This is a genomic window from Rhizosphaericola mali (assembly GCF_004337365.2).
Taxonomy (GTDB): domain Bacteria; phylum Bacteroidota; class Bacteroidia; order Chitinophagales; family Chitinophagaceae; genus Rhizosphaericola; species Rhizosphaericola mali.
The window spans coordinates 788,561-807,112 of sequence record NZ_CP044016.1 but is presented as its reverse complement, the minus strand read 5'-3'; the positions used below and the strand labels follow the sequence as shown (position 1 = coordinate 807,112).

General features: G+C 35.1%; 13 protein-coding genes. 1 reads left to right on the top strand and 12 read right to left on the bottom strand.

Annotation, left to right across the window (positions count from 1 at the left end):
• Positions 1 to 18: 18 nt before the first annotated feature.
• The 6 genes from E0W69_RS03455 to E0W69_RS03430 form a co-directional block, all read right to left on the bottom strand.
• Entirely contained in the window at positions 19 to 2,808 is a 2,790-nt protein-coding gene (locus E0W69_RS03455) for a TolB-like translocation protein (protein WP_131328648.1), read from the bottom strand.
• Between the two features lie 13 nt (positions 2,809 to 2,821).
• Positions 2,822 to 3,226 (bottom strand): hypothetical protein, encoded by a 405-nt coding sequence (locus E0W69_RS03450; RefSeq protein WP_225321377.1) that lies wholly within the window; start codon positions 3,224 to 3,226, stop codon positions 2,822 to 2,824.
• Between the two features lie 67 nt (positions 3,227 to 3,293).
• Positions 3,294 to 4,565, bottom strand: coding sequence for a phosphopyruvate hydratase (eno, locus tag E0W69_RS03445; RefSeq protein ID WP_131328647.1), 1,272 nt, complete (start codon positions 4,563 to 4,565; stop codon positions 3,294 to 3,296).
• A gap of 75 nt (positions 4,566 to 4,640) precedes the next feature.
• Positions 4,641 to 5,807 (bottom strand): PepSY-associated TM helix domain-containing protein, encoded by a 1,167-nt coding sequence (locus tag E0W69_RS03440; RefSeq protein WP_131328646.1) that lies wholly within the window; start codon positions 5,805 to 5,807, stop codon positions 4,641 to 4,643.
• Between the two features lie 71 nt (positions 5,808 to 5,878).
• On the bottom strand, positions 5,879 to 7,360 hold the full coding sequence (locus E0W69_RS03435; RefSeq protein WP_131328645.1) for a SusD/RagB family nutrient-binding outer membrane lipoprotein: 1,482 nt from the start codon (positions 7,358 to 7,360) through the stop codon (positions 5,879 to 5,881).
• Positions 7,361 to 7,397: 37 nt separating this feature from the next.
• Positions 7,398 to 10,541, bottom strand: a complete 3,144-nt coding sequence (locus tag E0W69_RS03430; RefSeq protein ID WP_131328644.1) for a SusC/RagA family TonB-linked outer membrane protein — start codon at positions 10,539 to 10,541, stop codon at positions 7,398 to 7,400.
• Between the two features lie 234 nt (positions 10,542 to 10,775).
• Here E0W69_RS03430 and E0W69_RS03425 point away from each other — a divergent pair, with 234 nt between their 5' ends.
• Positions 10,776 to 11,453 carry a FadR/GntR family transcriptional regulator gene (locus tag E0W69_RS03425; protein WP_131328643.1) on the top strand — a complete coding sequence of 226 codons (678 nt, stop codon included), beginning with the start codon at positions 10,776 to 10,778 and terminating at the stop codon, positions 11,451 to 11,453.
• 11 nt (positions 11,454 to 11,464) lie between these two features.
• On the opposite strand, the gene ligA is transcribed toward E0W69_RS03425, so the two are convergent.
• From ligA to E0W69_RS03395, 6 genes are all read right to left on the bottom strand, one after another.
• Positions 11,465 to 13,564, bottom strand: a complete 2,100-nt coding sequence (gene ligA, locus E0W69_RS03420) for an NAD-dependent DNA ligase LigA (protein WP_131328642.1) — start codon at positions 13,562 to 13,564, stop codon at positions 11,465 to 11,467.
• A gap of 34 nt (positions 13,565 to 13,598) precedes the next feature.
• The gene (locus E0W69_RS03415) at positions 13,599 to 14,162 is read right to left on the bottom strand and encodes an IS1096 element passenger TnpR family protein (protein ID WP_131328641.1); all 564 of its coding nucleotides are present in this window, start codon (positions 14,160 to 14,162) and stop codon (positions 13,599 to 13,601) included.
• Between the two features lie 24 nt (positions 14,163 to 14,186).
• Positions 14,187 to 15,617 carry a CCA tRNA nucleotidyltransferase gene (locus E0W69_RS03410; protein WP_131328640.1) on the bottom strand — a complete coding sequence of 477 codons (1,431 nt, stop codon included), beginning with the start codon at positions 15,615 to 15,617 and terminating at the stop codon, positions 14,187 to 14,189.
• A gap of 87 nt (positions 15,618 to 15,704) precedes the next feature.
• Positions 15,705 to 16,538 carry a glutaminyl-peptide cyclotransferase gene (locus E0W69_RS03405; RefSeq protein WP_131328639.1) on the bottom strand — a complete coding sequence of 278 codons (834 nt, stop codon included), beginning with the start codon at positions 16,536 to 16,538 and terminating at the stop codon, positions 15,705 to 15,707.
• 106 nt (positions 16,539 to 16,644) lie between these two features.
• The gene (locus E0W69_RS03400) at positions 16,645 to 17,481 is read right to left on the bottom strand and encodes a glutaminyl-peptide cyclotransferase (protein ID WP_131328638.1); all 837 of its coding nucleotides are present in this window, start codon (positions 17,479 to 17,481) and stop codon (positions 16,645 to 16,647) included.
• A gap of 19 nt (positions 17,482 to 17,500) precedes the next feature.
• Complete coding sequence (locus E0W69_RS03395; RefSeq protein WP_131328637.1) at positions 17,501 to 18,550, bottom strand: NAD(P)/FAD-dependent oxidoreductase; 1,050 nt, start codon at positions 18,548 to 18,550, stop codon at positions 17,501 to 17,503.
• Between the last annotated feature and the right edge of the window lie 2 nt (positions 18,551 to 18,552).

The following is an 18,552-nucleotide window of genomic DNA, read 5'->3' as shown; positions in this document are numbered from 1 at the left end:
TTGATTTATCGTAATATTTTAATCAAATAAATTTATAGGTAAAATAATTTCCCAACGACTCGGACCGGTCCCTAACAATTTGTGATCTTGCATGTAAGAATATCGAATTCCGAAAGTTACTGCTTCTTGATTCCACCATTTTGTATCGAAATAAATTTCACTTCCAATAGTACGAAAATGATAAACATATTTTGTTCGCAAACTTTTCACTTCTGTATAGTCATAGAATAGATTGCCTCGGATTCGTTGGAAATACACGATATTTTTATATCCCCAATCTGGATAAAATAAGGGTAAATGATAATTACCAGACACCTTCCACATTCTTGGAAAATTGACAACTTGATAACCTCTAGAAAACGGAAATATATTACTAAATAAATAATTACCTAGCGTATCTCTCAGCGAATAGGCAGCATTTACCACCAAATTATGATTAGTCATCAAACCTGGCAAATACAAAGAAGAATTAAATACCCATTGATAACTTTTTAGATTCAAGCCAGAGCGATAATTGGCCGATACAACATATCCCAATCTTGGATAAATATTTTGTGTAGCTTGTTGACTATAACTCTGAAAACTGATCGTATTATTCAAATAATAGAAAGAACGATTATTGAGATAATTTTTGGCGATACCATTCCACGCCACTTGATTATAGTTGATTACCGTGCTCACATTCAAATATTTGTACATTCTTCCTCTGGAAAAATTGAGTGGCAATTGCAGTCCAGCACTTGCGGTATAATCATTCCAACGAAAAATCGTATCCGAAATATCATTATATCGTACTTGTCGATTAATATTGGTATTAACACCAATAAATGGCATTACATACCAGCCACCATAATAAACGGACGCACCAAGCGAACTGAATTTTTCCGTACGATTATAGTTATAGTATAGTTGAGATTGTACCGTATTTAGAACGTTATTACCATAGTAGGATAAGGTATAGTTGGGATCATCCCACTCTGGATGCAAACTATGAAAATTAAATGGATGCGTCAATCTGGCGTATTTGGAAACTGTCGCAGTATCTTCCTGAGCTAAGCCAACTATATTTTTATATTTATCCGAAAAATCATTTAGATATAATATTTTGAAAGTGTCATTCGCCCAATTCGTTGTAGGATATCTTTCTTTAGGAATCATTCTCAATCGGTAACCATCCGCTGTAAAAACAGAACCTAAAACAGAATCTTTCCATTGCACACCACCATAAATCCCCGTTGGAAATGACGATATTTGTTTGGATGATTTATCCTTTACATCGTAGGAAAATAAAACATCCTTTCCGTCGCTCGTTGCTGTAAATAAAAAATTCTCTTTTTGAAAATAAGGAAATCCCATGATGCGATTACCAAATGGAATCAATTCTTTTTCCGTTTTCAAATCATCTGAAAATTGAACCAAACGCATTTTTCCATCAAAATCTCTTTCAAATACAAATATGGAATGGTCGATTGGGGAAAATTTTGGGAAACTATAAATATGATTTTTAGCTGCATCATGCTTAGACAATATTTTCCCATGATTATCCAACACAACTAATTGACTTTGTTGATTCGTATTGATAGATACTGCAGCGATTTCGTTTCCTTCCTTATCAATATCTGGCGTAAAATAACGCGTCTTTTTAGTCAAATACTTTTCCTTTTTCGAAGCAATATCCAAAACTTTTATATCGGAATATTCTACATTGCCCCAGCGAATATTGGGTACGCGCGCAGCATAAACGATTTGTTTACCATTGGTAGAAAAATAATTGTCATAGGTAATGGATTGTACTTTGATTTTCATTTCTTGAAAATTAGAATCCATCGTATAGAAACTAGGCAAATGCTTGTAACTTGTTTTTACATAAAAAATGTTGTTATTTTCATTTTGAAGATATTGCGCATTATCAATTTGCCATTTTTTTTGCATTTGCACAAATCGTCCCGAAGGCATTACAGAATCCCATTGCGATTGATAATAAGAAAACGCATTTTGTACAAATTGATCAAAATCTACACCTGCATATTTTTTCACTGCATTTTGTAAAGGATAAAATAAAGGCTTGTATGCTGCGGCGTCTTTGGTTACATTTTTCCAAAAATCCTCTCCATATTTTTGATAACCATAACCTACTAACAAATATCCCAATGGATAATGATTGGGAACATATTTGATATAAGAGCCATTACGTAATTGCTGATAATTATAGTGCTTTTTACCTAAATACAAACTATAAAAATCATTCATAAACAATGGTAAACGTCCTCTACCCTGTCCACTTAGTTTGGTTTCATTATACACAGCATCACCCTCAAAAAACCAATTGGGTACACTCATCGCATTGGCAAGATCACGACCATCTTGTCCGAAAATTTTGCCTACAAATTTGGACAAACCGACATTGAAATTATTGTATTGCAATACGTGTCTGAACTCATGTACAGCCAAATTAGAGGTCCAATTTTGACTACCTAATTCAAAACCCGAAAGCGACGGCATCAAGTAAAATTCACTTCGAAAGGGTCCCAATTGCACATATCCATTGGAATAAACGACATCTGGTTGGAGCACAATATCAATTTTTTTTGAAATAGAACCAATGGTAGATGTGTCATATTTTCCTTGCCAACGGATCAAATTAGACACCAATTGCGCCGCAGAATCTTGCCCATCAGGATAAATTATACGCGCATAAGGATTGTGCACTTGATGCCAATTTACGTGGAAAGGATTACCACCAAAAACTTGACTACGCGCAATCTGCACACTTAAAAAGAAAACAATTAGGTAAAAGATTACTTTCATTTATTTGCAATTATCAATAGTCGGTTTTATGTTTTGGATACCAAATTAAATAATAAAATGCAAGAATCAATACTCCAGTAAAAAATGGAATCAAAGCCAATTCTTTATACGTAATCTTACCAATAATAATTTTAGTATCAAAACCGAAAAATTCACTTAGCATCCAATAACTGTTGGCCATAATCCATACTGTGATTGCCAGATTGTGACACAACTCGCTCATATATTGTCTGGTACGCCAAGCAATGACCATCGCAATAGCCAAAGTAGGAATAATCATTAAAATGCCTAACCATTTAATCGTTAAGCACCATGAAATATCTTTAAATAACCAAAAGACAATATGGAGATTTTCCATCTTGCGATATCGGAGTGGGATGATGTAGTCTTTATCTTGCGAGTTGTCCTTATTTTCCATAAAAAAACCTCTTCTGTTTAAAGAAGAGGTCTAAAAATAAATCTATTTGAGATTTTAATCTAAATTCTTAAAAGATATCTTTTGGAAATACACCATCCAAACCTAATTGTTCTTCGATACGGATCAATTGGTTGTATTTTGCCATACGATCTGTACGACTAGCAGATCCTGTTTTGATCTGACCACAATTCAATGCAACCGCCAAGTCAGCGATAGTAGTGTCCTCAGTCTCACCACTTCTGTGACTCATGATAGTTGTATATTTATTTCTTTGTGCTAATTGTACCGCTTGGATAGTTTCAGTCAAAGTACCAATTTGGTTTACTTTAATCAAAATGCTATTAGCCACTTCATTTTCGATACCACGAGCCAAGATAGAAGGATTCGTTACGAATAAATCATCACCCACCAATTGAACTTTATCGCCAATTGCATCAGTTAATTTTTTCCAACCATCCCAATCATCTTCGGCCATACCGTCTTCGATAGAAACGATAGGATATTTATTTACCCAATCCGTCCAGAAAGCGACCATTTCATCTGCTGAAATAGCTTCTTTAGAACTTTTATAGAATACATATTTACCATCTTTGAACATTTCAGAGCTAGCTGCATCCAAAGCGATGGAGATTTGTTCACCTGGTTTGTATCCAGCAGCAGTGATTGCTTCCAATACAGTTTGGATAGCTTCTTCGTTGCTTTGCATATCAGGAGCAAAACCACCTTCGTCACCTACATTGGTACTGAAACCTTTTTTCTTCAATACTCTTTTCAATGTATGGAAAACATCTGTACCCCAACGTAATGCTTCTGAAAAAGAAGACGCACCGTGAGGAACGATCATAAATTCTTGGAAATCAATTTTATTATCCGCGTGAACACCACCATTCAAAATGTTCATTAATGGAATAGGTAATGTTGTAGCATTCACACCACCAACATAACGATACAAAGGCAAACCAGCTTCTTCCGCAGCAGCTTTTGCAGCAGCTAATGAAACAGCCAATAATGCATTTGCGCCTAATTTTCCTTTATTTTCTGTACCATCTAAAGCCAACAAAGCTCTATCCAATCCCACTTGGTCGCTCACCTCAAAACCTTTCAATTCTTTAGCGATGATTTCATTTATATTTTCTACAGCTTTCAATACGCCTTTACCTTGGTAAACAGCTTTGTCGCCGTCACGTAATTCTACTGCTTCATGAACACCTGTAGAAGCTCCAGAAGGAACTGCTGCACGGCCAAACGCACCGCTCTCTGTTACGATATCAACTTCAACTGTCGGATTGCCACGGCTATCCAAAATTTGTCTTGCGTGTATGTCAAGAATTTCGCTCATGATTATTCAATTTTAATAAAAAGTTCCGCAATGTTATCCATTTTTTTGCTTTTTTCAAAAAGCTAGTTTGTACGCCTAAGCGGTTTTCTTCTTTTTGGGTTGCCGATTGATCCACATCATAACACCCGTAATTGGAAAACTTGCAGCAATAATCATAAATATAAAACCCAAAATTTTTGTAGGAATACCGCCGATGGCAAATGTATGCAAGGGCTTCAGATACCGTCTAATCTTCCAGCCAGCGGGCGTTTCTTGATATCTATTTTCTTGAATGGTCGCTCCGTCTTTAGGATTCAAATACAAATTATCAAAGGCATTGCTATGTAAAGGCACCCTACTCGGAACAGTAATCGCTACGACATTTTGTTTTTTCGTTGGCAGGGATATCTGCCAATATTTAACATTAGGATAATATTTTTTTGCATTGGCTAAATATACATCCCAAAGCATATTTTTTTTCTCTTTTACATGAGAAGTGTCTTTTGCAATGATTGGCGCTTCAGCCATTTTGGGAGAGGAATTTGTCCAAACGTATAAATGATCATTTACCCATTTAAAAGACCAAGGCATACTTGTCACGACTATCATCAATAAGAAAAAAGAAGCATAAAATCCTAAAACAACATGCAAATCAAAAGTTACCCTTTTCCAATGCGCATCCGTTTTTATTTTGAGCCTAGTTTTTAGTACTTTCTTGGATTTTGGCCACCAAAGAATAATTCCTGTAATCAAAATTCCGAAAGTAAATAATGTCGAAATACCCAAAATGGTCTTTCCTATTTTATCTACCAATAAAGTTCGATGAATCGACAATATAGTTCCAAAAAAATTATCTTTATGTCCCTTATTGATTGCTAAAATTTCACCAGTATAGGGATTTACATAGGCAGTTTCTGAGCTTTTCTTTTTATCCTCTTTTGCTCCTTCTGGCTTTTTCGCAACCGATTTTTCTTCTTTATTTACTTTTGGAGAAAGGGTAAATTCGTAAGAACGATCTGCGTCCGCGTACATTTTTACCAAATTAATTTTCTTGTCTGCATACGTTGATTGTACAGTATTGCTCAATTGGGCCAAAGGCAACATTTGCGTTTTAGATTGAACAAAACGCTCATGTTTGTACATGGTATTTTCCATTTCATCTTGGAAAACAAGCAATAATCCAGTAATGCATTGGGTAAAAAATATCAATCCGGAAATCAGACCGAGATAAAGATGAATGTTTCTAAAAAGTTTATTTTTCATTCTTAATTAAAATAAATGAAGGAATGCATTGATTGATGCATTCCTTTTGTAAAATTGCTTTAATTTTTTGATTATTGCCAGAATATTTTATTCGTAAAAGGATCAATATTTCCCTCGGCATCCACATTTGCTTTATTAACGCTTTGTTCGGATGTTGGATATAACAATCTATTCGGATGTGATTTTCCTGTAGCATCATAAGAAATAGAACCAGGTAAATCTTTGGGTAAAGAAAGTCGTCTATAATCATTAAATGCCGCATGTCCATCAATGCTATTCAGTGCCAACCATTTCTGATCAATCAACAACCCTAACTTATCGCTACTAGCATCAATATCTAAAATTGATTGACTTAAATAAGAATTTTGATCAGCTGCACTTACGCCAATATAATTCATAGATGAACTAATCGCAGATTTAAAAGAACTAGATAACGAACCTGTAATCCAGCCTCTGTAAATTGCTTCTGATTGCAAAAAATAACTTTCCGCAGCCGAAAAATAAAGAGCACTAGCTGTTGCCGATTTCAGAACTCCTCCGACTTTAAATGAACTAGATTTTGTAGAGGTTTGATCTGTAGAACTCGTACCCAATTGCACACCAACTATATCATTGGTGATTAGATTATATATATTTTTTGCTCTTGGATCATTATAACTATTGTATTTGGCTACTAAAAATTTCGTAGGTCTTACTGCATTATACATGGTAGTTATATTACCAGAATAATTCATATAGTACGTATCCCAAAAAGGATTTTGTTGGTTTGCATTTTTGGAAAATCCAGGATTTAACAACGCATCTGTAGTAAGGAATCCACTACCCTCTTGAGTAATTTTTGTGATTTCTGAAGTTATAAAAGAAGAGGCCGCAGAGACATTACTCAGTTGCAACAAGCCTCTTAATTTGATCGTATTGGCCAATTGAATCCATTTATTCATATCACCTTTAAACAAAATATCGCTAATTGTAGGAATATTGACACTACCAGCACTTTTTATCAAGTCAATCCCTTCTGATATTTTATTAATGGCATTTTCATATACATCCAAACCTTTATCGTAAGTAGGCGTCGTATTGGTCGGAATTAATGAATTAGAAAATGGAACATTATTATAATAATCTGCGATCTGCATATAATGCATTCCCTGAATAATGTCGGCAATACCTGCATAAGCGGGAGCGCCTTCTTTTGCTTGATTGTAAAGTAATTGAAAGTTATAAATAGTCAAATATTGATTTTCCCAAATGCTATTGGCAAATGAATTGACAATCGTGTAATTAACCGTCATATCCAAACTAGACTGTGTTGCACCAGAAGATGTTCCTGCAATATCTGACGCTTTAGCCCAATATCCACCCCAAAAACTCCCTAGTTCATTCAACGTAGTGGATTCTAATCTTGCAGAGGTCAATAATGTTCCTGCTAGTTGATTATCATTGGTAAAAGAAGATATTGCATTTGGATTATCATTTATATCCAAAGATTTTACACAAGAGGAAAGTGATAGCAAACTACCCAATATTGCAGTGTAAATAATTTTATTTTTCATTATAGTAGAATAAATAAGTGAGTTAATTGAGTATGAATTAAAGATTAACACTTACACTAAAACCATAAGTGCGCGTAGATGGCAAGGTTCTCCAACCACTAAATCCAACGCCACTTTGATATATATTTTCAGGTTCTCCCCAAATATTATCTTTCGCTCTTATATTAATTAAATTTCTAGCAACGGCAGAGACACTCACGCCTTTGATCATCGTCTGTCCACCAAGCCATTTAGCAGGAAAACTATACGTAATATTTAATTCTCTTAGTTTAATATATTTACCATTGAATACGTTATTACTTAACACACTCTTGTAAGTATTCCAGAAATTATAGTCAGATGTAGCTTCGGTTGTATTTTCAGAATAAGTACCATCCGCATTTTTAATGACGGAATTTGGATAAATAAATTTACCTCTATCATAAGATGATGTGATAGGTGCTAAACCTTGAGCCGTTGTATTTTCTGCTGCTGCAGTATAATAGTTACTTCCCCATCTAGCATCCACCAAGGCAGAGAATGTAATATTTTTATAGGTAATAGATGTATTTACTCCCAACATATGCACAGGTTGGGATGTACCCATATTTTTCAATTCGGACGACTGTATTGGAATTCCTGTGGTTGCATTCACTACAGTTCTTCCTTGTGGATCTGTTTCGTATGCAGGCATTTCATAAGTCGGATATCTTTGTCCTGGCACGATATACAAACCTTTCCATTGATTAATCATCGCCTCATTTCCTGCAATACTTACTACTGTATTATCATTGTGCGTATAATTGGCACCAATGGTCCATAACCAAGTTTCATTACGTATAAGATCCGCTTGTAAATTTAGTTCTATCGATTTACTCCTCATCCTAGCAGCATTGGTAAATGTTGAAAGAAATCCGCTCGCTGCAGAAGAAGATATTTCCATAATTTGATCTCTTGAGTCCGCATGCGCATAAGTGGCTTCAAAACGAATCCTATCTTTCCAAAATCCCAATTGCATACCAGTCTCCCAACTATAAACAAATTCAGGTTTAAGATCAGGATTTGCATTCGTTGTAGTTATTTGCGTACCATTTAGATTTCCAAAAGGAAATCCTGCAACTTGAGAATACACATTTTGTAAGCGATATGGATCAACGAATGAATTGGCAGTCTTACTCCAAGATCCGTACACTTTTCCATAAGATAGTATTGAATTTTTCAATTCAGGAAAGGCATTCGTAAAAACAAAAGATAGGTTCGCACCAGGATAGAAATAACTTCTATTATCTGGACTTAAAACGGAAACATTCTCTTGACGTCCGTTTAATGTTAAGAACAAATAATTATCATAACCTACCATAAATTCACCAAAAAAGGAATACCGACGTTGATGATAGGAATTAAAATTACCTGATAAATTCCCTACAGCATTGGAAAGATTGTACACCTCAGGCATATTCAAAGCACTTGCAGAAGTACTACCTTCCGAACTTTTTTGATCTTGATAATTTTGACCTAATAAAAGTCTAGTACTAAACTTCTTAAATGTCTTCGTAAATTGTAGTAACAAATCACTATTTAATTGCTGATCAGAAGTCGTACCTTCTTGTACACTTCCCGCAGCACTCAACCTTGGACCAAAAGTTCCATTAGTCAGTTTTAATGTTTGTAGTTTACCATCCGCATCATAATAAGTATATGGAATGGCAGAATTATCCACTTTCGCATTAAAAGCATGTAATTTAGAATTAACAGAAGTAAAACCAAGTCTGTAAATAGCTTTAAACCAAGATGTAATTGGATATTCAAATGAAACGTTACCATTGATATTTTCCTGTCTTGCATCTTGACGCATATTGTCCAATCCCCAATATGGATTGATAGAATTACTCGCAAAATAATACTCTGGGTGAGCATAATACTTTGTTGGATTTTTATAGTCTTTTAAATCCTTAATAGGAATGTATAATGGAAGATTCCTTACATTATTCCAAGGCTCAGACGTCGTCGTACTCACATTCATTTGTGAATAAGAAACCGAATAAGAGGACAATAACTTGCCAAATTTACGACTGCCACTAAAACGAAAATTGGTTTTCTTATTATTATCGTGAGGAATCACACCTTCTACATCGGCATATTGTCCAGAAAGGTAGTAGCTAGATTTATCGTCTCCACCAGAGAGGGAAAGACTTTCTTGATTGGTAATACCAGTATTGAAAAATTGAGATTTTTGATTTTTGATGGGAGAATATTTTAATTGCCATTGTGTTCCATCTGGTAATATTGGACCTACGTTTACTGTTGAGCCATCATATTTCGCCCCCCAAGATCTTGTTTCGTAAGGTTGATATACGCCATTCCATCCGCCACCAAATTCTTCTTGAAATTTTGGCAACCAACCTACTTTATCGAATGTAGTGGAGTGTGTAAAATTAATCCTTCCAGCACCTTTAGAACCGTGTTTAGTAGTTACTATGATTACACCATTAACACCTTGAGAACCATATACGGCAGCGGCATTTGCACCTTTTAATACTGTAATACTTTCTATATCATTTGGGTTAAGAGAGGTAATTGCAGAGGCATCTCTAGTGGATCCTTGAGACTGTGGATTGTACTGCGTTATACTAGGCAAAGGGACTCCATCAACTACGAATAATGGTTCATTTTTCCCATCATCAATATTACGAGCACCACGTAAGGTAACTCTCACTTGAGGATTCACACTCGCATCAAACATATTAATTTGAAGTCCTGCAACCTTAGCTTGTAACCCTTGTAAAGGATTAATTACTTTTGTATTATTTACAGACTTACCAGAAACCGTAGCCACGGAAACACCCATTTCTTTAGCACTATATTTTAGTCCAAAAGCGCCAGTAACAACTACATCAGATAAAGATTCATTATTAGTAGGCAAATAAACTTCATAGAAAGGTTGATTATTTTCTATAGTTATCTCCTTAGTAGAATAGCCTATGAATGTTATTTTTAACTTATCGCCAGGTTGTCCATTCAACAAAAAATGCCCATCTGCATTAGTTAGTTTTTTAGTATGGGTTGTTTCATTTTCAACGACGGCACCGATCAATATGTGTTGATCGGCAGAGTCTTTTACAATTCCTTTTATAGTATTTTTCTGCGCATAAGCAACGATAGCAGAGAAACTACAAAAGACAAGAAATAATTTTTTTTTCATATTGAGTATAAGAATATAGGATAATATATTGCCACGATCAGTTAGGTATGGCGGTTGCAAATGTAGTAGGAGATCCAAAAGTTAAAGAATTGCAAATGTCTTTTATTTGTCATATAAACGTCAATTCATCATACCAATTAACTTTTTTTTCGTTTATTTACGCTCTAAAATGAATCTCAAACTATAAATAATAGTTCTAAATTCATCAGATGTTTAAACCATATTTCTGCTTAAATGATTATAAAAAATACGCTTACCGAAAAAATAATAAAGAAATTACAAGATGATTTGACATTTGGAGTTTACAAGCCCGGAAACAAAATCCCTACGGAACCCGAATTAATGAAATTATATGGTGCTGGAAGATCTACGATAAGAGAGGCTGTAAAAACACTTGAAAATGTAGGAATACTGACTGTAAAAAGAGGCTCTGGCACATTTGTAAATTTGCAAATAGAGCGAAATGTGACGGATGATATTCGTATGAATCGATTGCGATTAAAGGAAGTGAATGATGTAAGATATTTACTAGAAAAAGAAATCTTAATACAGGCTATTAAGTATAGGAATGCCAATGATATTATCGAGATTACAGAGGCGCTTACGGATAGAAAAAATTCAACTTTAGCAGGTAGGTTTCAACAAGCATTAGACGCGGACATTCGATTTCACGTGGGTATTGCAAAGGCGACACACAATCAGATATTGGAAGAACAATATCGATATTTTACAATAAGATTAAGAGAATATTTTCAAAATAGAGATCAGGGAAATATTTCTCATTTTGCTTTAGTTCATGGTCTACACGAAGTATTATTAAAAAATATCATTAAGCGCAACGAAGATGAAGGACTCAGAACTTTGGATAAATTATTAAACAACAACTATTGGCGTCTTGGTTACGCCAAATAGTTGTTATAAGACTATAATTGAGTCATAGCTAAAAATTCATCCTCTGATAAGATCTTGACGGTATTGAGTTTCTTGGCTTTTTCCAATTTACTTCCCGCATCTTCACCAACTACTAGATAATTCAATTTGGAACTTACACCACTTAATATTTTTCCACCACGAGACTCAACTAATGTTTCCGCTTCACTCCTTTTAAATTTGGTTAAAGAACCCGTAAATAGAAAGCTTTGTCCGTGTAAAACATCTTCGCCCTCGGCTACGCCGCTTTTCTTTTGATTGGCAAATGAAACGCCAACAGCTTCCAATCTTGTCAACATTTCAATTGATTCAGGTATAGCAAAAAAGTCTTGGATTCCTTTGGCCACTTTAGGACCAATATCCTCCAATGCCATTAATTCCTCCGAACTATAATTTTTTAAATCCCAAAGATTGGTGATTTTATTTGCCAATGTTTTAGCCGTTGTTTCACCTACGTAGCGAATTCCCAAAGCGTAAATCAATCTATTTAAAGTTTGACTTTTACTCGCCTCAATGGCGGTTTGTAAATTTTCTACCGATCTTTTTCCAAACCCTGGCAGATTACCAATGGCTTCATAGTCCAAACTATAAATCCCTGGAATGTCTTTCAATAAACCCAAACTAAAAAATTTGCGTACTAAAGCATCTCCTAGATTGCGAATGTCCATAGCGTCTTTACTACCGAAATGAATAATTTTTTCCAAAACTTGCGCTTCACAATTGGGATTGACACAACGCCAAACACTTTCTCCTTCAGGCTTGATCAACTCAGAATTACAAACAGGACAATGCGTAGGAAATACGATTTCAGTTTCCGTACCATCTCTTAATTCTGCCTGAGATTTAACAATATAAGGAATTACATCTGCCGCACGTTCTACCAAAACGGTATCATTTATTTTCAAATCTTTTTCCTTGATAATATCTTCATTAAACAAAGAAACAGACGAAACCGTCACGCCGCCAATTGCCACTGGATCAATTTTTGCAACAGGAGTAATCGCTCCTGTCCTACCAACTTGGAAAATAACTTCACGCAAATGGCTTGTCGCTTGACGTGCTTTAAACTTAAAAGCCATTGCCCACCGCGGATGATGTGAAGTGCTACCAAGAAATTCTTGCGTTTCGATATTGTCCACTTTGATTACCATACCATCAATTTCAAATGGCAAAGTGTCTCGCATCTCCTCAAAATCATGTACATGTTTGACAACATCTTCAATCGAACTATATACCTGAATTTGCTTTACAGGAGAAAGAAATCCGCAATCCCAAAGCATCTGCAAACAACCTGATTGAGATTTCAAATGTTCATCTAAAGGAACATTTTCGTCAATCAAAGTATAGTCACTGACATAGTACAAATAAGCAGACAAATTTCTTTTACCTACAATTGCAGGATCTTTCATACGAATCGTCCCACTAGCTGCATTTCTCGGATTCGCTAAAATAGCTTGCCCTTGTTCGGCTAGAGATTGATTGTATTTTTTGAAAGATTCTTTGAACATCAAAACTTCACCGCGAATTTCAATTTGTTGGATACCATATTTGGAAAATGGCGCAGATAGCGGAATGGATTTAATCTGTTTGATATTGGTGGTAATATCATCCCCTTGCACACCATCGCCACGTGTCGCACCACGTACGAGATAATCATTTTCATAAATAAGGGAAATGCCTGCTCCGTCAAATTTGGGTTCGACGCAATATTTCAATTCGGATACGTTCTTTTCACGCACACGCTCATCCCAATCTTTTAAATCTTCCGCGTTGTAGGAATTGCTCAAAGAAAGCATCGGCACCAAATGATCTACTGTCTGAAAATCCCCCGACAATTCCTTCCCGACACGCTGTGTAGGAGAATCAGGAGTTATCAATTCCGGATGTTCCTTTTCGATACGTTCTAGAGCTTTATACAGCATATCGTATTCCGTATCCGAAATCAAAGGATTGTCCAATACGTAATAACGATTTTCATGAAAATGCAAAACTGCCCGTAAAAGGGGCAGCTTGTCTACATCTAAATGCGCTGTATTTGCTAATAATTCTAAAGTATCTTTTTGTAATTCCTTTACTTGTTGCTCTACGTACATAAGGCAGCAATATATTTATTTAAATGAATTAAAACTAAAAATCATCTCCACCATCATCAAAACTATCCTCACCTCCTTCATCAGAAACGCCATCTTCATTTTCAGAACCAAAACCTTCGGCATCACCTTTGAGATCATATTTCTCTTCAATATCTAAAAATTTGTCTCCCAAAAGGCTTTTTGTACCATATTGTTGCGGTCCAATTCCTTCCAAACGAGCCACTGCTGGATAGGTAATTTTACTACTAATTTCTTTCGTTATTTTTATCAATTCAATCAAAAAAGCCCAATGTTTGGTAAAATCATACACATATTTGAACTTTTGATTGGTTTCCAAAATCTCACTTCCAATAGTCGTGTCCGCCATGATTAAAGGATCCGCACGATAAGATTTATCATATTTTTCCTTGGTAATCTCACGTCCTTCTAGCCATTGATCATTGCTTCGATAAAACGTAGATTCAAATTTGCTATCAAATTCGTATGCTTTTAAAATAATATTATTTAAATCCAAAAAGGTTTGATTGTGCAAAATGATCACATCCCTATATATCGAATCGTCTTCTTCTAAATAAACTCTAAATTTTAATTCTGCCACTTTCTTATTTTTTATGGGTGAATGCTATCCAATGACAAATGCTTGCACTGGAGTCAAACCTAATTCTTTTCCTTTTTCCAACATAAATTGAAAAGCTTCTTCATACTTATTTGGAATAATACCATCTAAAATTGCCTCACGTATAGCATCTTTAATCGTACCAACTTCACGTGATGGTGATAATGCAAATACATTCATTATCAACTCTCCACTAATCGGCGGTTGCCAATTTCGAATACGATCTTTTTCCTCGACTTCTTCCATGCGCTTTCTGACCAATTCAAAATTTTGCATGTAACGACGAACTTTTACCTTGTTTTTACTAGTAATATCCGCATTACAAAGCATCATTAGAGAGTCAATATCTTCGCCCGCATCAAATAACAATCTTCTGATGGCGCTATCGGTAATATTTTCCTTAGTCAAACTTACCGGACGCATGTGTAAAAAGACCAATTTTTTGACCAATTTCATCTTTTCATTTGTCGGCAATTTCAATTTGGTAAAAACTTTGGGAACCATTTTGGAACCCAAAACTTCATGTCCATGAAAAGTCCAACTACCAGATTCAAATTTCTTCGTTCCTGGTTTGCCAATATCATGCATCAATGCCGCCCAACGCAACCAAAGATCTTTGGTATGTTGAGAAATATTGTCAATTACTTGAAGTGTATGGTAAAAATTATCTTTATGTCCAATTCCTTCCACATTTTCCGCTCCGTGCAAAGCCATCATTTGTGGAAATATAATATCCAACAAACCCGAATCACTCAACAAAGCCAAACCTATAGAAGGTTTTTTGGAAAGCATAATTTTATTAAACTCTTCCGTAATGCGCTCTTGTGTGATAATATTGATACGTTTCGCATTTCGCTGAATTGCTTCAAATGTCTTGGAGTCAATTTCAAATCCTAATTGCGCTGCAAAACGAATCGCACGCAACATACGCAAAGGATCATCGCTAAATGTAATATCTGGATCTAATGGTGTAACAATACGCCCAATCGACAAATCTTTCAACCCATTAAAAGGGTCAATCAAACTGCCATAATCGTCTTTATTCAAACTAACTGAAAGTGCATTAATCGTAAAATCTCGACGATTTTGATCATCTTGTAACGATCCCGGAATGACTTCTGGATTGCGACTTTCTCTGTGATAACTTTCCTTGCGAGCACCTACAAATTCTAATTCTACATCGTGTATTTTAATCTGCGCCGTACCATAGGTTTTAAAAACTGCCACAGCTGGTTTGGGATTAAATCTTTTAGCAACGGCTTCGGCAAAGGCAATGCCATCACCAAGACACACGATATCGATATCTTTAGAAGGTCTATTCAACAACTTATCACGCACATAGCCTCCTATCAAAAATGCGGGCATTGCCAATTCCTCGGCAACGGCTGCGATTTTTTTAAATAGGAACAATTCTTTATCTGTGCAGGATATATCCATCTTCAATTCTGATTATTCTGTTGGTTGCGCGAGGCAACACTTTTAAAATTACAATATAAATTCAACATTTATATTGCGTCCAAGTTCTTATTGTAATTTAAGTTCGTATATATATGGCCAATCTTTTCCCGTAACATAAAATGTTTTGGTGGTAGGATTATACGCAATACCATTTAACACTTTATCTCCTGTAGGATCATTGACCAATGCGAAATCTTTACCGCTTTTTTGTTTGATATCTGACAAATCCAATACAGCAACAACTTTACCTGAATTCGGATCAATCTTTACGATAGAAGTCGTCTGCCAAACATTTGCGTAAATGAATCCATCAACATATTCCAATTCATTTAATTTACCCAAAGGACCATAATTATTACTTACACCAACAATTTTCTCTACAGAAAAATCTTTAGGATTTACATAATAAATATTGCTCGATCCAGTGGAAATGATCAAACTTTTTCCATCCGTCGTCATACCCCAACCCTCTTGTGGCCAAGAGAATTCACCTGTTTTTTGGAAAGTTTTCGCATCGTACACAAAAACCTTATGCTCTTGCCAAGTCAATTCGAATAATTTATCACCCAATATCGTAATTCCCTCTCCGAAAAAATTGGACGGAATATCCAATTGCTGAACAGGCTTAATATCTTTCAAACTGCGTTTGATAACAAAGCTTTTACGTCCATCATCGTTACCACCTGTACTTTCGTATAAAAATCCATTATCCCAAAATAACCCTTCTGTATATGCTGCCGTATCATGTGGATACACATTAACGACGGAATAATTAATATTTGCAGGATCTGTCGAGCTCTGATCAGTAATTTGAGTAGTTGTATTTTGATCTGTGGAATTGTTGCTATTGCAAGCCGCAAATACCGCAGAAGACAATAAAACGTAAAATATTTTTTTCATCTTAGAAATCTATTGTTAATAGAGAAATGCAAATTTAAGCATATAATTATACTAATCACAAATGAAACCTTATAAGTGACGTATAATTGGTAATGTATAGGATTGTTTATTGAAGTTTTAATTCGAATAAATTGGGCCAATTTTTACCCGTGACAATCAATGTATTATGTATGCTATCATATGCAATTCCATTCAAAACTTTATTGTTATACAGATCATCGCCCAAGTTAAAATCCGTTCCACTTTTTTGTTTTATATCGGAGAGGTCAAGCGTCCCGATAACACTTCCATCCTTTAAATCAATTTTTACAATCACATCTTTCTGAAAAACATTGGCATAAATATATCCATCTACATATTCTAATTCATTGATATTATCCAAACGCTCACCATTTTCGGTAACGTTTATTACTTTTTGTACCGAAAAATCTGTCGGATTGACAATGTAGATTTTATCACTTCCAGTAGAAATATATAAGCGAACGCCATCTGTTGTCATACCCCAACCTTCATATGGCCAATGTAACTCTCCAAGTTTTTGGAAATTTTTAGCATCATATACAAAGACAATATGTTCGTCCCAAGTTAGTTCGTATAATTTGTTTCCTACGACAGAAATACCTTCTCCAAATATATTTTTCGGAAGATTAATTTGAGCAATCGGATGTAAATCTTTCAAACTTCGTTTAATGATGAAACTTTTATTATCATCATCTTTATTTCCCTTGCCACCCGTACTTTCAAATAAAATATTATCCTTTATAAATAAGCCTTCGGTAAAAGCTTTTGTATCATGTGGATAAACATTTATCACAGAATAACCGATTGTTTTTTGATTATTTGAAGTTGATAATTCGGATTCGATACTTTCAGAACCAGAATTATTACAGCTAAGCATGAATATAACCAAACTGAAGAAGGGTAATATTTTCAAATGTTTCATAGTATGTATCGTATTTCAATTACTTAAAAAATCTGCTAACATCGGCCAATTCGTTAATTGGCGTTTGATCTGTAAAATTTTCCACTAATTGCTTTGCAAAATAAGGTGCAAGCGAACAACCTTTTGTTCCCATTCCATTCAAAATCCCAATTTGTGGCGTATTTGCATTCCAACCAACAAAAGGTCGTCTTTCTGTATTTGCGGGACGAATTGAACTCAAATGATCTACAATTTCAAAAGGCAATTTCAACCAATTCGTCAAGGTTTCTTCCACTTTTTGTCTAAATGCCTCGCTTGGTTCGTCATTTTCAAATTGCCAATTATACGTGGAACCAATCCAAAAAAGATGGTTCTCTGGAGACCAAGGCACAATACTTAAACCTTTTTTGTAAATAAATTCAGCAGGTAAATCTGGAACTTTCGCTAAAATTGCTTCGCCTTTATTCGGGGCAAAGGGAAGATTGGGAAAAAATTGTTTGTTTGCATTCCCAACACCATCACAGAAGACAATTTTTTTTGCGTGTATATTTTGATAAACAATGCCATCTAATGCCAAGGCCAAATCTTCATTTGAGAATTCATTTTCCAGTAAAATATTCTTTGACATTAAAAATTGTCGCCAATCATGCAATAGTTCTCTCAAATTGATCCAATGCGCTGGACTCACCGCACCAATTCCATATTCAAAAGAAAATTTATTTTGCCAGTTAGCAGTATCTTCTTCGGATAAATAATCTACATTTTCCTCTTGCAATCTTTTTTGAAATGCGTCATGCATCTGTTGCGCTGGATGAAAGTCCAAAACTTTGACATTTTGAATATATTTTTTGCCTAATTTATTGCCTATTTCGAAATAAGCATCCCAACAAAAAGGCATCAATTCATCAATCATCCAAGTTTTGACAATACGACGACCAGTAACCGGATTGATCACGCCACTGGCTATTTGCGAAGCAGTATTTTCCCTAAATTGATCTACTACAATTACAGAGAATCCTTTTTCCAATAAATAATAGGAAAGAAATGTCCCACATACACCCTGACCGACGACTATAAAATCAACATTCATGG

Bases quoted from the DNA above. Each gene is read 5' to 3' on its own strand.
- ligA (WP_131328642.1), bottom strand. From the start codon at position 13,564: ATGTACGTAGAGCAACAAGTAAAGGAATTACAAAAAGATACTTTAGAA.
- E0W69_RS03430 (WP_131328644.1), bottom strand. From the start codon at position 10,541: ATGAAAAAAAAATTATTTCTTGTCTTTTGTAGTTTCTCTGCTATCGTT.
- E0W69_RS03400 (WP_131328638.1), bottom strand. From the start codon at position 17,481: ATGAAACATTTGAAAATATTACCCTTCTTCAGTTTGGTTATATTCATG.
- E0W69_RS03410 (WP_131328640.1), bottom strand. From the start codon at position 15,617: ATGGATATATCCTGCACAGATAAAGAATTGTTCCTATTTAAAAAAATC.
- E0W69_RS03455 (WP_131328648.1), bottom strand. From the start codon at position 2,808: ATGAAAGTAATCTTTTACCTAATTGTTTTCTTTTTAAGTGTGCAGATT.
- E0W69_RS03435 (WP_131328645.1), bottom strand. From the start codon at position 7,360: ATGAAAAATAAAATTATTTACACTGCAATATTGGGTAGTTTGCTATCA.
- E0W69_RS03425 (WP_131328643.1), top strand. From the start codon at position 10,776: ATGATTATAAAAAATACGCTTACCGAAAAAATAATAAAGAAATTACAA.
- E0W69_RS03440 (WP_131328646.1), bottom strand. From the start codon at position 5,807: ATGAAAAATAAACTTTTTAGAAACATTCATCTTTATCTCGGTCTGATT.
- E0W69_RS03395 (WP_131328637.1), bottom strand. From the start codon at position 18,550: ATGAATGTTGATTTTATAGTCGTCGGTCAGGGTGTATGTGGGACATTT.
- E0W69_RS03405 (WP_131328639.1), bottom strand. From the start codon at position 16,538: ATGAAAAAAATATTTTACGTTTTATTGTCTTCTGCGGTATTTGCGGCT.
- E0W69_RS03450 (WP_225321377.1), bottom strand. From the start codon at position 3,226: ATGGAAAATAAGGACAACTCGCAAGATAAAGACTACATCATCCCACTC.
- eno (WP_131328647.1), bottom strand. From the start codon at position 4,565: ATGAGCGAAATTCTTGACATACACGCAAGACAAATTTTGGATAGCCGT.